This is a genomic window from Streptococcus sp. CF10-1, assembly GCF_024295825.1.
Classification (GTDB): Bacteria; Bacillota; Bacilli; order Lactobacillales; family Streptococcaceae; genus Streptococcus.
In genome coordinates, this window is record NZ_JANCPQ010000001.1 from 127,023 (window position 1) to 141,190 (window position 14,168).

General features: G+C 42.8%; 15 protein-coding genes. 14 read left to right on the plus strand and 1 reads right to left on the minus strand.

The window, feature by feature from the left end:
- Positions 1-182 precede the first annotated feature (182 nt).
- From NMM25_RS00655 to NMM25_RS00685, 7 genes are all read left to right on the plus strand, one after another.
- Positions 183-1,061 carry a phosphate ABC transporter substrate-binding protein PstS gene (locus tag NMM25_RS00655; protein ID WP_000746360.1) on the plus strand — a complete coding sequence of 293 codons (879 nt, stop codon included), beginning with the start codon at positions 183-185 and terminating at the stop codon, positions 1,059-1,061.
- The gene (pstC, locus tag NMM25_RS00660) at positions 1,061-1,978 is read left to right on the plus strand and encodes a phosphate ABC transporter permease subunit PstC (RefSeq protein WP_001070951.1); all 918 of its coding nucleotides are present in this window, start codon (positions 1,061-1,063) and stop codon (positions 1,976-1,978) included. Before NMM25_RS00655 ends, pstC begins: the two co-directional genes overlap by 1 nt.
- Positions 1,968-2,852 carry a phosphate ABC transporter permease PstA gene (gene pstA / locus NMM25_RS00665; protein WP_198459450.1) on the plus strand — a complete coding sequence of 295 codons (885 nt, stop codon included), beginning with the start codon at positions 1,968-1,970 and terminating at the stop codon, positions 2,850-2,852. Before pstC ends, pstA begins: the two co-directional genes overlap by 11 nt.
- Before the next feature lie 10 nt (positions 2,853-2,862).
- Positions 2,863-3,666 (plus strand): phosphate ABC transporter ATP-binding protein PstB, encoded by an 804-nt coding sequence (gene pstB, locus NMM25_RS00670; protein WP_000049851.1) that lies wholly within the window; start codon positions 2,863-2,865, stop codon positions 3,664-3,666.
- A gap of 12 nt (positions 3,667-3,678) precedes the next feature.
- On the plus strand, positions 3,679-4,437 hold the full coding sequence (gene pstB / locus NMM25_RS00675; RefSeq protein WP_254735664.1) for a phosphate ABC transporter ATP-binding protein PstB: 759 nt from the start codon (positions 3,679-3,681) through the stop codon (positions 4,435-4,437).
- A gap of 11 nt (positions 4,438-4,448) precedes the next feature.
- A complete protein-coding gene (gene phoU, locus NMM25_RS00680; protein WP_000946475.1) occupies positions 4,449-5,102 on the plus strand; it encodes a phosphate signaling complex protein PhoU in 654 nt (217 codons plus the stop codon).
- Between the two features lie 156 nt (positions 5,103-5,258).
- The gene (locus tag NMM25_RS00685; protein ID WP_254735665.1) at positions 5,259-6,074 is read left to right on the plus strand and encodes an ABC transporter substrate-binding protein; all 816 of its coding nucleotides are present in this window, start codon (positions 5,259-5,261) and stop codon (positions 6,072-6,074) included.
- 19 nt (positions 6,075-6,093) lie between these two features.
- On the opposite strand, the gene NMM25_RS00690 is transcribed toward NMM25_RS00685, so the two are convergent.
- The gene (locus NMM25_RS00690) at positions 6,094-7,365 is read right to left on the minus strand and encodes a PLP-dependent aminotransferase family protein (RefSeq protein WP_254735666.1); all 1,272 of its coding nucleotides are present in this window, start codon (positions 7,363-7,365) and stop codon (positions 6,094-6,096) included.
- A gap of 144 nt (positions 7,366-7,509) precedes the next feature.
- Between NMM25_RS00690 and budA the strand changes: the two genes are divergently transcribed.
- From budA to NMM25_RS00725, 7 genes are all read left to right on the plus strand, one after another.
- Positions 7,510-8,241 (plus strand): acetolactate decarboxylase, encoded by a 732-nt coding sequence (gene budA, locus NMM25_RS00695; RefSeq protein WP_254735667.1) that lies wholly within the window; start codon positions 7,510-7,512, stop codon positions 8,239-8,241.
- A 9-nt stretch (positions 8,242-8,250) separates the two neighbouring features.
- Positions 8,251-9,003 (plus strand): YhfC family intramembrane metalloprotease, encoded by a 753-nt coding sequence (locus NMM25_RS00700; RefSeq protein WP_254735668.1) that lies wholly within the window; start codon positions 8,251-8,253, stop codon positions 9,001-9,003.
- Positions 9,004-9,114: 111 nt separating this feature from the next.
- Positions 9,115-10,020, plus strand: a complete 906-nt coding sequence (gene murB, locus NMM25_RS00705; protein WP_254735669.1) for a UDP-N-acetylmuramate dehydrogenase — start codon at positions 9,115-9,117, stop codon at positions 10,018-10,020.
- A 159-nt stretch (positions 10,021-10,179) separates the two neighbouring features.
- Entirely contained in the window at positions 10,180-11,337 is a 1,158-nt protein-coding gene (locus NMM25_RS00710) for an ABC transporter ATP-binding protein (RefSeq protein WP_000742905.1), read from the plus strand.
- Complete coding sequence (locus NMM25_RS00715; RefSeq protein WP_000754115.1) at positions 11,318-12,124, plus strand: ABC transporter permease; 807 nt, start codon at positions 11,318-11,320, stop codon at positions 12,122-12,124. The genes NMM25_RS00710 and NMM25_RS00715 overlap by 20 nt, the downstream gene beginning before the upstream one ends.
- Positions 12,121-12,894, plus strand: a complete 774-nt coding sequence (locus tag NMM25_RS00720; RefSeq protein WP_007518333.1) for an ABC transporter permease — start codon at positions 12,121-12,123, stop codon at positions 12,892-12,894. Before NMM25_RS00715 ends, NMM25_RS00720 begins: the two co-directional genes overlap by 4 nt.
- Complete coding sequence (locus NMM25_RS00725) at positions 12,891-13,961, plus strand: ABC transporter substrate-binding protein (RefSeq protein WP_254735670.1); 1,071 nt, start codon at positions 12,891-12,893, stop codon at positions 13,959-13,961. The genes NMM25_RS00720 and NMM25_RS00725 overlap by 4 nt, the downstream gene beginning before the upstream one ends.
- Positions 13,962-14,168 lie beyond the last annotated feature (207 nt).

A 14,168-nucleotide genomic window follows, 5' to 3' on the forward strand; every position in this document is an offset into this window, starting at 1 on the left:
TTATAGTGGAAGTATGAGTTTTTTCTGATAGTCTTTCATTATTACTTATATTATACGATGGAATTGTCCGCTCCTAAGAATGTCTAGATAAAATAAAGAGAGACAATCATTGATGATAATTGGACGATCAGGACAAACGGAAGAAATCAGAACATTTATCATTATGTTCAAGGAGAATAACAGTGAAAAAAAGAAAAAAGCTCGTCATGTCTCTTGCAGCTCTTTTGATGGCAGGTTCTCTAGCAGGATGTGCTAGCTGGATTGATCGTGGAGAATCCATGACAGCCGTTGGTTCAACAGCTCTTCAGCCTCTTGTCGAAGCGGCAGCAGATGAATTTGGTTCTAGAAACATCGGAAAAACAGTCAATGTTCAAGGTGGTGGATCGGGTACAGGACTATCTCAAGTCCAGTCTGGAGCAGTAGACATCGGGAACTCTGACGTTTTTGCAGAGGAAAAAGAAGGAATCGATGCTTCAGCTCTAGTAGACCACAAGGTTGCAGTGGCTGGTCTTGCAGTGATTGTAAACAAAGAAGTGGATGTTGAAAATCTCACAACCGAGCAACTTCGCAAAATCTTTACAGGTGAAGTGACCAACTGGAAAGAAGTTGGGGGCAAAGACCTGGCCATTTCAATCATCAACCGAGCAGCAAGTTCTGGTTCACGAGCGACGTTTGATACGGTGGTTATGAATGGCCAAGCGGCAATGCAGAGCCAAGAACAGGATTCTAACGGGATGGTCAAGTCGATTGTATCCCAAACGCCTGGAGCCATTTCTTACCTAGCCTTTGCCTATGTAGATGACTCCGTGAAAAGCATGAAACTGAATGGGTATGAGCCTACGTCTGAGAATGTAACGACCAACAACTGGCCTTTGTGGTCTTATGAACATATGTACACACTTGGTCAGCCAAATGAGTTAGCTGCTGAATTCCTAAATTTCGTCCTTTCAGATGAAGCTCAAAATGGAATTGTTAAGGGGATGGGCTATATCTCTATCAATGAAATGAAAGTCCAAAAGGATGCTTCAGGTACCGTTACAGCAGTAGAAGGAGGTCAATAATGAATCAAGAAGAATTATCTAAAAAATTACTCTCTCCTTCAAAGAACTCTCGCCTTGAGAAGTTTGGTAAAGGTTTGACCTTCACTTGCCTTTCTTTGATTGTTATCATTGTGGCGATGATTTTGATTTTTGTAGCCCAAAAAGGCTTGTCGACTTTCTTTGTCAATGGAGTGAACATTTTTGATTTCCTCTTTGGACAAACTTGGAATCCTTCAGGGAAACAATTTGGTGCTCTTCCGATGATTTTGGGTTCCTTTATTGTGACGATTTTATCAGCTCTTATCGCAACACCCTTTGCTATTGGTGCTGCAGTATTTATGACAGAAGTATCACCAAAGGGTGCAAAGATTTTGCAACCGGCCATCGAACTTCTTGTCGGTATTCCTTCAGTCGTCTATGGATTTATCGGTTTGCAAGTTGTGGTGCCTTTTGTTCGTAGCGTCTTTGGTGGAACTGGTTTTGGGATCTTGTCAGGGATTTTCGTTCTCTTTGTCATGATTCTGCCAACTGTTACCTTTATGACAACAGACAGCTTGCGTGCTGTTCCTCGTCATTACCGTGAAGCTAGTTTAGCCATGGGAGCCACTCGTTGGCAAACCATCTGGCGTGTGACCTTGAAAGCAGCACGTTCAGGTATTTTCACTGCAGTGGTCTTTGGGATGGCGCGTGCCTTCGGTGAAGCCCTTGCTATTCAGATGGTGGTCGGAAACTCAGCAGTTATCCCAACCTCGTTAACAACACCAGCTGCGACTTTGACTTCTGTTTTGACTATGGGTATCGGAAATACCGTCATGGGTACAGTTGATAATAACGTACTCTGGTCACTGGCCTTGGTATTGCTCTTGATGAGTTTGGCCTTTAACAGTGTGATTAAATTGATTACGAAAGAAAGAGGAAAGAAAAACTATGCACGCTAAGAAATTAGATAAACTTGCAACAGCTGTCCTCTATACCATCGCGGGTATCATCGTGACCATCTTGGCGTCCTTGATTCTCTATATCCTGGTGAGAGGGTTACCGCATATCTCTTGGTCCTTCTTGACTGGGAAATCCTCCTCTTATCAAGCAGGTGGGGGTATCGGGATTCAGCTCTACAATTCCTTCTTCCTTCTGGTCATTACCTTGATCATTTCTGTTCCCCTGTCCATGGGAGCTGGCATTTTCCTTGCTGAGTATGCCAAAAAAGGGCCTGTGACCAATTTTATTCGTACCTGTATTGAGATTTTGTCTTCTCTACCATCAGTCGTTGTAGGTCTCTTTGGTTACTTGATTTTTGTAGTCCAGTTTGAGTATGGATTTTCAATCATTTCAGGTGCCTTGGCCTTGACGGTCTTTAACCTCCCTCAGATGACTCGAAATGTTGAGGACAGTTTAAAACACGTTCACCATACACAACGTGAGGCTGGTCTGGCCCTCGGAATTTCTCGTTGGGAGACTGTGGTCCATGTCGTCATTCCAGAAGCCCTTCCAGGTATCGTAACGGGTGTTGTCTTGGCCTCTGGCCGTATCTTTGGTGAGGCTGCCGCTCTTATCTATACGGCAGGACAATCCGCTCCAGCCCTTGACTGGTCTAACTGGAATATCCTCAGTGTTACCAGTCCTATCTCAATCTTCCGTCAAGCAGAAACCTTGGCAGTCCATATCTGGAAGGTCAACAGTGAAGGAACCATTCCTGATGCTACTATCGTATCAGCAGGTTCTGCCGCTGTGCTCCTCATCTTTATCTTGATTTTTAACTTTGGAGCACGCAAACTCGGAAGCTATTTACACAAGAAATTAACCGCTGCCTAAAGGAGAAGCCATGTCAAAATATAACTGGGATGAAAAGCATATCATCACCTTCCCTGAAGAAAAAGTGGCCCTCTCTACCAAGGATTTACATGTTTACTATGGTAAAAATGAATCCATCAAGGGCATCGATATGCAATTTGAAAAAAATAAAATTACAGCCTTGATTGGCCCCTCTGGATCAGGGAAATCTACTTATCTTCGCAGTCTCAATCGGATGAATGATACTATTGATATTGCCAAGGTCACAGGTCAAATCCTCTATCGAGGGATTGATGTTAATCGTCCAGAAATCAATGTCTATGAGATGCGCAAGCATATCGGAATGGTCTTTCAACGTCCAAATCCATTTGCTAAGTCTATTTATCGCAACATTACTTTTGCTCATGAACGTGCAGGTGTTAAGGACAAGAAAGTCCTTGATGAAATTGTAGAAACCTCTCTAAGACAGGCTGCCCTTTGGGATCAGGTCAAAGACGACCTCCACAAATCAGCCTTGATGCTTTCTGGAGGTCAGCAACAACGTCTCTGTATCGCTCGCGCCATCTCTGTTAAGCCAGATATCCTCTTGATGGATGAACCGGCTTCAGCCTTGGATCCAATTGCGACAGCCCAACTTGAAGAAACCATGTTGGAATTGAAGAAAGACTTTACCATCATCATCGTTACCCACAGTATGCAGCAGGCTGCGCGTGCAAGTGACTACACAGGATTTTTCTACTTGGGCGATTTGATTGAGTATGATAAGACATCCAATATTTTCCAAAATGCCAAGCTACAGTCAACCAATGACTATGTAACGGGACACTTTGGTTAGAAAGGAAACGGTATGTCAGAAGCGATTTTACAGGTGTCAGACCTGTCCGTTTATTACAATAAAAAGAAGGCCTTGAATAGTGTTTCCCTTTCTTTCCAACCTAAGGAAATAACCGCCTTGATTGGTCCTTCTGGATCAGGAAAGTCCACCCTGCTTAAAGCCATCAACCGCATGGGCGATCTAAATCCTGAGGTGACAACAACTGGCACAGTGATTTATAATGGTCACAATATCTACAGTCCGCGTACCGATACGGTTGAATTGCGTAAGGAAATTGGTATGGTCTTTCAACAGCCCAATCCCTTCCCTATGTCTATTTACGAGAATGTTGTCTACGGCCTACGTATCAATGGAGTCAGGGATAAACATGTTTTGGATGAAGCGGTGGAAAAAGCCTTGCAACGCGCTTCTATTTGGGATGAGGTCAAGGATCGCTTGCATGATTCAGCCATTGGTCTCTCAGGTGGCCAACAGCAACGTGTTTGTGTTGCCCGTGTCTTAGCAACCAGTCCGAAAATTATCCTCTTAGATGAACCAACTTCAGCTTTGGATCCTATTTCTGCAGGTAAGATTGAGGAAACCTTGTATGGTCTGAAAGATAAATACACCATGCTCCTGGTAACGCGTTCGATGCAACAGGCTTCTCGTATCTCTGATAAAACAGGATTTTTCCTAGATGGGGATTTGATTGAGTTTAACGATACGAAGAAAATGTTCCTAGACCCACAAAACAAGGAAACAGAAGATTATATTACAGGAAAATTTGGATAAGGAGTTGAATGATGTTACGATCTCAATTTGAAGAAGATTTGGAGAAATTGCACAACCAGTTCTATGCCATGGGACAAGAAGTGCTCTCACAAATCAATCGTACAGTGCGTGCCTTTGTCACACATGACCGTGATTTGGCAAAAGAAGTTATTGAGGAAGATGCAGAAGTAAATGGATATGAAGTGAAACTCGAAAAGAAATCATTTGAAATGATCGCGCTTCAACAACCTGTTTCTCAAGACCTCCGTACTGTATTGACCGTTCTCAAGGCAGTATCAGACCTGGAACGCATGGGAGACCATGCAGTGTCAATCGCAAAAGCAACTATTCGTATGAAGGGGGAACAACGCATTCCCGCAGTTGAAGAAGAGATCAAAAAGATGGGACGCGATGTGAAAAACTTCGTCGAAGCGGCTCTAGATCTCTATCTGAACGGTTCGGTGGATCAAGCCTACGAAGTAGCAGCGATGGACGAAAAAATTAACCATTACTTTGATAGCATTCGTGATTTGGCTACAGAAGAAATTAAGAAACATCCTGAAGCCATCGTTACAGGTCGTGATTACTTCCAGGTCATTTCCTTCTTGGAACGTATCGGAGACTACGCTAAAAATATCTGTGAATGGGTTGTTTACTTTGAAACAGGGAAGATTGTCGAACTATAAGAAACGGTTTAAATATACAGAATAAAAGGCTGATTGTGATAAATCAGTCTTCTTTTTATGAAAAGAATTATTTTACATTCAAAATCTCTAAAAGGGTTGACAACTATTTTTAAAAGAGTTATAATTATTCATAAATAACAGAAAGGTCGTTTATTTATGAAGTTTAAGAAATGGATATTAGTTGTGTGTAGCATGCTTGCTAGCGTGATTTTAGTAGCTTGTCAATCCAGTACGGATAGTTCCCAGTCTGCTGTGGACGCTATCAAACAAAAAGGAAAGCTAGTCGTTGCGACCAGCCCAGACTATGCACCATTTGAATTCCAATCCTTGGTAGATGGTAAAAACCAAGTGGTTGGGGCAGATATTGATATGGCTCAAGCGATTGCGGATGAGCTTGGGGTTAAACTTGAAATCTCTAGCATGAGTTTTGACAATGTTTTGACCAGCCTTCAAACTGGAAAGGCTGACTTAGCCATTGCGGGAATTAGTGCCACAGATGAGAGAAAGGAAGTCTTTGACTTTTCAATCCCTTACTATGAAAACAAGATGAGTTTCTTGGTTAGAAAAGCCGATTTAGATAAGTACAAGGATCTTTCAAGCCTCGCAAGTGCCAATATCGCAGCTCAAAAGGGAACCGTTCCAGAAACCATGGTGAAGGAACAATTGCCAAATGCCCAGTTGACATCTTTGACCAATATGGGGGAAGCCGTCAATGAATTGCAGGCTGGAAAAGTGGATGCTGTTCATATGGATGAACCAGTTGCTCTTAGCTACGCAGGTAAAAACTCAGACCTTGTCGTTGCATCTGTTAACTTGACAATGAAAGATGGCGAAGCCAATGCCGTTGCTATCAAGAAGGACCAATCAGACTTGAAAGCAGTAGTCGATAAGGTTATCCAAAAACTGAAAGATGACGGAACCTATCAAACTTATCTTGAAAAGGCTGCAAAACTAACAGAAGTTGAACAATAAGAAAAAGCTGAGTTGGACTTTAATCCAACTCAGCTTTTATGTATTTTAATAGCTCTTCTAGATTTTCAAGAGTGACTTTGGCGAACTGATAAGGGCAGGTGTCCAAATAAGCCTTCTCAAAAAAGTCTAGTTTGAGTGAGCTGTGTTTCAAACTGGCAATATTAGGATAGTGTCTCAAATCAAGTAAAAGACCATCGTGTAGAGGATAGTGGGGCAAGGGACAGGTGTTTTCTTCAAGTACTTCCTTAATCTGAGCCTGATAGTTCTCTTGAAGGGTCAATCGAGCCAGTCGATTTTTTTCAAATAACTGGCTATCAATGTAAAGAGAAAGAGCCTTTTGCATGATGAGATTGCTGTCATAGTCCAGGATATTTTTGTAGGAAACAAAGGCCTCTTTTAGGGCATTTGGGAGAATGAGAGCGGTAATACGAAGGGCTGGAAAGAGGCTGGTTGAGAAGGATTTGATATAAATGACCCGATCCTCAGTATCCAGATAGTGGAAGGTTTGTCCCTTTTTAGAGTCTAAGTCACCTAGATAATCATCCTCTACGATGTAAACACCATACTGGTTTGCTAGATCAAGAATAGCCCTTTTTTCCTGATCAGAATAGGAATGACCTAGGGGATAGTGGAAGCGAGGAATAGTGTAGAAAAACTTGATCTTCCTAGATTTGAATTGTTTTTCCAGTTCTTCCATGTTGATGCCATCAATTCGGCGTTCAATGGTCTGGTAGGCTAATCCTTGAGCGACCAAGAGACGATTCATTCGGTGGTAGGTCGGCTGTTCAACTAAAATCTTCTCTCCCTCGCTCGGAAAGTTAATCTGAGAAAGGATAAAGAGAGCTTGTTGGGTACCAGATGTTAGAACCAGTTGGTCGGGTTTACAGTAGAGGGCTTGGTCAAAGAGGAGTTGATGGACAGATTGTCTGAGTTCCTCAAGGCCTTCTTGGTTGTCATAGTAGTTGAAGAGGTAGTTTTCTCGGCCTATCAGGGTTTCATTGACACAGAGTCGGAAGTCGTCATAGGCACTGGCATGTTCGTCAGTGACTTCGATTTCCAAGTCTTGATGCTGTCCTTGTTCTAGAACATAGTAGCCACTTTGGGGTTTGGCATAGAGGTATTGTTCATGGCGTAATTCCAATAGGGCTCGTTGGATAGTGTCCTTGCTACAGTGGAAGTCTTGGCTCAGTTGACGGATAGAGGGAAGCCGGCTACCTGTTGGAAATTTTCCTGATTCGATACCCTTTTTTAGAAAGGAAACGACTGCTTGGTATTTACTTTCTTTCTTCATTCCAGACCTCCGTTGATTTTGTTACATTGTACCTTTTTTTTGCCTCCTTTGCAATGGGAAAAGCATTCCCCCTTTCACAACTAGGAGCAAATGTGGTATACTTAGAAAGTATGATGATTCATTGAACAGAAGATAAGAAAGAGAATGGATAGAAAAGTGCAGGAACCGGTTAAATTATTTCAATACAATACTCTAGGTGCCCTAATGGCAGGACTTTATGGTGGAACCATGACAGTAGGAGAATTGCTGGAACATGGTGACCTTGGTTTGGGGACTTTAGATTCGATTGACGGGGAATTGATTGTCCTTGATGGTAAGGCTTATCAAGCCAAGGGATCTGGTCAAACGCCTGAAATCGTTGAGGTGGCAGCGGATGCTCTCATTCCCTATGCAGCAGTGGTTCCTCATCAGGCAGAAGTGATTTTTCGCCAGCGCTTTGAGATGACAGACAAGGAATTGGAAAAACGAATTGAGTCCTACTATGATGGGGAAAATCTTTTTCGTTCCATCAAGATTCATGGCGAATTTTCACAAATGCACGTACGGATGATTCCTAAATCCACACCTGATACCAAATTTGCTGATGTCGCGACACACCAACCTGAATATAGCCGTGAAAATGTATCGGGAACTATTGTTGGGTTTTGGACACCAGAGATTTTCCATGGAGTGAGTGTTGCAGGCTATCATTTGCATTTTATCTCAGATGATTTGACTTTTGGCGGGCATGTGATGGACTTTGTTATCAAAGAAGGAATGATTGAGGTTGGGGCAGTCGACCAGTTGGACCAACGTTTTCCAGTCCAAGATCGCCAGTATTTATTTGCTAAATTTAATGTTGACGAGATGAAGAAAGACATTGAAAAGTCAGAATAGGAGAAAAAGATGACAGTACATATTATCCTTACCATGATCGCTTTGGTTCTCATTCTAGTGGGTGGGACTTGGTATGCTAAAAAACGGTTTAAAATCTCTCTTGCAGTGATGGGCTTGGGGGCAATCGCATTTTTTGTTTCTTCTCAAGTGTTAGAGAAGATTGTTCACCTTCTGGTACTCCATCCGCAAAAAGATGGAACCATTTTACTCGCGCAGGAGCATCCTTTCTTATACGTCCTTTATGGGATTGCCATGGCTGCCCTCTTTGAAGAGACGGCCCGTTTTATCTTTTTTAAATGGTTGGAGAAAAAGAGAAAGTTGGAAGATAGAGATGCTTGGGCTTATGGCTTAGGACATGGAGGTTTGGAGATGCTCTATCTCGGAATGGGAAGTTTGATTAGCCTTTTGATCCTCTTTTCACTCCTACAATCTTCAAACTCTGATGCGGCGAATCTTCTTACAAAGAGTACATTAGAAACAGTTCAGTCTCTATCAGCATGGCAGGTCTATCTACTAGGGGTTGAGCGTGTGCTTGCTCTGGTTCTTCAAATTAGCCTTACTGTCTGGGTTTACCAAAGTGTCATCCAAAAGAAATGGATCTATCTCGTTGCTGCCTATAGCTTGCATGCTTTGTTTGACTTGGCTCCAGCTCTATCTCAAGTGGGATGGATTACAAATCCACTTTTAGTTGAGTTCATCCTTCTCGCAGAACTTATAGCTCTTGTCTGGCTAACAAAATCTACATTTTGGAAAAAATCATAAAAAGAGGGAGGACCTCTTTTTTTATGTAAAGATAAAACAATCTCTTTTTATGGTCGTCAAATGTCTCTAAAAATGGTATAATGGAATGAATTTTGAAAAAGGAAGAGTGACATGTCAGTAAAAGAAAAAATGATTGAAATCCTAGAAGGAATCGATATTCGTTTTAAGGAACCCTTGAAGACCTATACCTATACAAAGGTAGGAGGTCGAGCGGATTATCTAGTTTTGCCACGCAATCGCTATGAGACGGCCCGTGTCGTCCAATTTGCCAATCAAGAGAATATTCCTTGGATGGTGCTTGGGAATGCCAGCAATATCATTGTTCGTGAAGGTGGAATCCGTGGTTTTGTCATCTTGTGCGATAAGCTTAATAACGTTTCAGTTGATGGCTATACCATTGAAGCGGAAGCAGGAGCGAACTTGATTGAAACAACACGTATTGCCCTCCGTCATAGTTTGACTGGTTTTGAGTTTGCTTGTGGGATTCCTGGAAGCATCGGAGGAGCTGTCTTTATGAATGCGGGTGCCTATGGAGGAGAGATTGCTCATATCTTGCAGTCTTGTCAAATTTTGACCAAGGAAGGGGAAATCGAGACCTTATCTGCCAAGGATTTGGCTTTTGGTTACCGCCATTCAGCTATTCAGGATTCTGGGGCTGTTGTTTTATCAGCTAAATTTGCTCTATCTCCAGGGAATCATCAGGTTATCAAGCAAGAAATGGACCGCTTGACGCACCTACGTGAACTCAAACAACCTCTAGAATACCCATCTTGTGGTTCAGTCTTTAAGCGTCCAGTAGGGCATTTTGCAGGACAGTTGATCTCAGAGGCTGGATTGAAAGGCTATCGTATCGGTGGTGTGGAAGTATCTGAAAAGCATGCCGGTTTTATGATCAATGTTGCTGACGGAACGGCCAAAGACTATGAAGACTTGATCCAATCTGTTATCGAAAAAGTCAAGGAACACTCAGGTGTCACTCTTGAAAGAGAAGTCCGAATCTTGGGTGAGAAAGAATAAGGTTGGGGTAGAAAAGTTGCTACTATAACCATTGTAAAGGGGGTGAAAGCCTATCGTGAGTGAAGATGTATGTAGGCGGTTCAATCTCCTACACGAGGTAGTAGCGGCCTAACAGAGCCCTGATCTGTTAATTTACGAAGAAGAAGGAATTTAGAGGAATTGAAAAAACCAATTATTGAATTCAAAAACGTCTCTAAAGTTTTTGAAGACAGCAACACCAAGGTTCTCAAAGACATTAACTTTGAGTTGGAAGAAGGGAAATTTTACACTCTTTTGGGCGCATCTGGTTCAGGAAAATCAACCATCCTGAACATCATTGCAGGTTTACTGGATGCGACGACAGGGGATATTTTACTGGATGGGGTACGGATTAACGACATCCCAACCAATAAGCGAGACGTCCATACGGTCTTCCAATCCTATGCCTTGTTTCCACATATGAATGTGTTTGAAAATGTTGCCTTTCCTCTCCGCTTGCGTAAAGTCGACAAGAAAGAAATCGAGCAGCGTGTAGCGGAAGTTCTCAAGATGGTCCAGCTGGAAGGTTATGAAAAACGTTCCATCCGCAAACTCTCTGGAGGACAACGTCAGCGTGTAGCCATTGCCCGTGCCATTATCAACCAACCCCGTGTGGTTTTGTTGGATGAGCCCTTGTCAGCGCTGGACTTGAAATTGCGGACAGACATGCAGTACGAACTGCGTGAACTGCAACAACGATTGGGAATAACCTTTGTCTTTGTCACTCACGATCAGGAAGAAGCTCTGGCTATGAGTGACTGGATTTTCGTTATGAATGATGGCGAGATTGTCCAGTCAGGAACGCCTGTGGATATCTATGATGAGCCGATCAACCATTTTGTTGCGACCTTTATCGGTGAGTCAAATATCTTGCCAGGAACCATGATTGAAGACTACTTGGTCGAGTTTAACGGCAAACGATTTGAAGCGGTCGATGGTGGGATGAAGCCAAACGAACCTGTGGAAGTTGTTATTCGTCCAGAGGACTTGCGCATCACTCTTCCTGAAGAAGGCAAGCTCCAAGTTAAGGTGGATACTCAGCTTTTCCGTGGGGTTCACTACGAGATTATCGCCTATGACGAGCTCGGAAATGAATGGATGATCCACTCGACTCGTAAGGCCATTGTGGGTGAGGAAATCGGTCTGGACTTTGAACCAGAAGACATCCACATCATGCGTCTCAACGAAACCGAAGAAGAGTTCGATGCTCGTATCGAAGAATACGTAGAAATCGAAGAGCAAGAAGCAGGTCTGATTAACGCGATCGAGGAGGAAAGAGATGAAGAAAACAACCTCTAAACTCTTTGTAGTGCCCTACATGCTTTGGATTGCCCTCTTTGTTCTCGCACCCTTGGTCTTGATTTTCGGTCAATCCTTTTTCAACATCGAAGGGCAGTTTAGTTTAGAAAACTATAAATCCTACTTTGCGTCACAAAACTTGACCTATCTTAAAATGAGTTTCAACTCTGTGCTCTATGCTGGGATTGTAACTCTAGTGACACTTCTTATCAGCTATCCAACAGCCCTCTTTTTGACTCGTCTCAAGCACCGTCAACTCTGGCTCATGCTGATTATCTTGCCGACTTGGATTAATCTGCTCCTCAAGGCTTATGCTTTTATCGGGATTTTTGGTCAAAATGGCTCCATTAACCAATTTTTGGAATTTATCGGAATCGGTTCGCAGCAGTTGCTCTTTACCGATTTCTCCTTTATCTTTGTCGCAAGCTACATCGAGCTTCCATTTATGATTTTGCCCATCTTCAATGTCTTGGATGATATGGATAACAATCTTATCAATGCCAGTTATGACCTCGGTGCGACCAAGTGGGAAACTTTCCGCCACGTTATCTTCCCTCTATCAATGAATGGAGTGAGAAGTGGGGTTCAGTCGGTCTTTATCCCCAGCTTGAGTCTCTTCATGCTGACACGTTTGATTGGTGGGAACCGCGTTATCACACTGGGAACGGCTATTGAGCAGAACTTCCTTACAAATGACAACTATGGAATGGGTTCTACCATCGGTGTGATCCTCATCCTGACCATGTTTCTCACCATGTGGGTGACCAAGGAAAGGAGAGAACGATGAAAAAATTTGCTAATCTCTACCTAGCCTTTGTCTTCATCATCCTATATTTGCCAATCTTTTACTTGATTGGCTATGCCTTTAATGCTGGCGATGATATGAACAGCTTTACTGGTTTTAGCTTGAGCCATTTTAAAACCATGTTTGGTGATGGCCGTCTCATGTTGATCCTCACCCAAACCTTTTTCTTGGCCTTTCTAGCTGCCTTGATTGCGACCATTATCGGGACTTTTGGTGCTATCTATATCTACCAGTCTCGTAAGAAATACCAAGAAGCCTTTTTATCACTCAATAATATCCTCATGGTTGCGCCTGACGTTATGATTGGTGCTAGCTTCTTGATTCTCTTTACCCAGCTTAAGTTTTCACTTGGCTTTTTGACAGTTCTATCTAGTCACGTGGCCTTCTCCATCCCAATCGTGGTCTTGATGGTCTTGCCTCGTCTCAAGGAGATGAATGATGATATGATTCACGCGGCTTATGACCTTGGTGCTAGTCAGTTCCAAATGTTCAAGGAAATTATGCTCCCTTATCTGACGCCGTCAATCATTGCGGGTTATTTCATGGCCTTCACCTATTCGCTGGATGACTTTGCCGTGACCTTCTTTGTGACGGGAAATGGCTTTTCAACCCTGTCAGTCGAGATTTACTCTCGTGCTCGTAAAGGGATTTCGCTAGAAATCAATGCCCTCTCTGCCCTTGTCTTTCTCTTTAGTATTATCCTAGTGGTTGGCTATTACTTTATCTCACGTGAGAAGGAGGAGCAAGCATGAAAAAACTCTATTCATTTTTAGCAGGAATTGTAGCGATTATCCTTGTCTTGTGGGGGATTGCGACTCATTTAGATAGTAAAATCAATAGCCGAGATAGTCAGAAATTGGTTATCTACAACTGGGGGGACTATATCGATCCCGAACTTCTGGAGCAATTCACAGAAGAAACAGGAATCCAAGTACAGTACGAGACCTTTGATTCTAACGAAGCCATGTATACCAAAATCAAGCAGGGTGGAACAACCTATGATATTGCCATTCCAAGTGAGTACATGATTAATAAGATGAAGGACGAAGACCTCTTAGTTCCTCTTGATTATTCAAAAATTGAAGGAATCGAAAATATCGGACCTGAGTTCCTCAACCAGTCTTTTGACCCGGGCAACAAATTCTCCATCCCATACTTCTGGGGGACCTTGGGAATTGTTTACAATGAAACCATGATAGATGAGGCGCCCGAGCATTGGGATGACCTCTGGAAACCAGAATACAAGGATTCCATTATGCTCTTTGATGGGGCGCGTGAGGTACTGGGACTCGGGCTTAACTCACTTGGTTACAGTCTCAACTCCAAGGATCCTCAGCAGTTGAAAGAGACAGTGGATAAGCTCTACAAATTGACTCCAAATATCAAGGCCATTGTGGCAGATGAGATGAAGGGTTACATGATTCAGAATAATGCTGCTATTGGTGTGACCTTTTCCGGGGAGGCCAGCCAGATGTTGGAGAAAAATCCTAACCTCAAGTATGTCGTTCCGACTGAGGCCAGCAATCTCTGGTTTGATAACATGGTCATTCCAAAAACCGTGAAAAACCAGGATGCTGCCTATGCCTTTATCAATTTTATGTTGAAACCTGAAAACGCTCTGAAAAATGCGGAGTATGTGGGCTACTCAACACCAAACCTACCAGCCAAGGAAATGCTCCCAGAGGAGACCAAGGAAGACAAATCCTTCTATCCAGACGCTGATACCATGAAACACCTAGAAGTTTATGAGAAATTTGACCATAAATGGACAGGAAAATATAGCGACCTCTTCCTACAGTTTAAAATGTATCGGAAGTAGGAGATATGCTTTCTTGTCAGCTTTCCTAGTTGACTCAAACTCAAAAAAACGATATAATAAAAAAGTTGAGAATTGATTTTCAGTTATCTTAGTCCAGAGAAATGGCGGTGCTGCGAGCCATCTAAGCTAGGAAATCATGCTACTCAATCAGACAATTGCATAAGAATAAGAGAATGACAAGTTCATTGAATGAAGGTGGTACCGCGG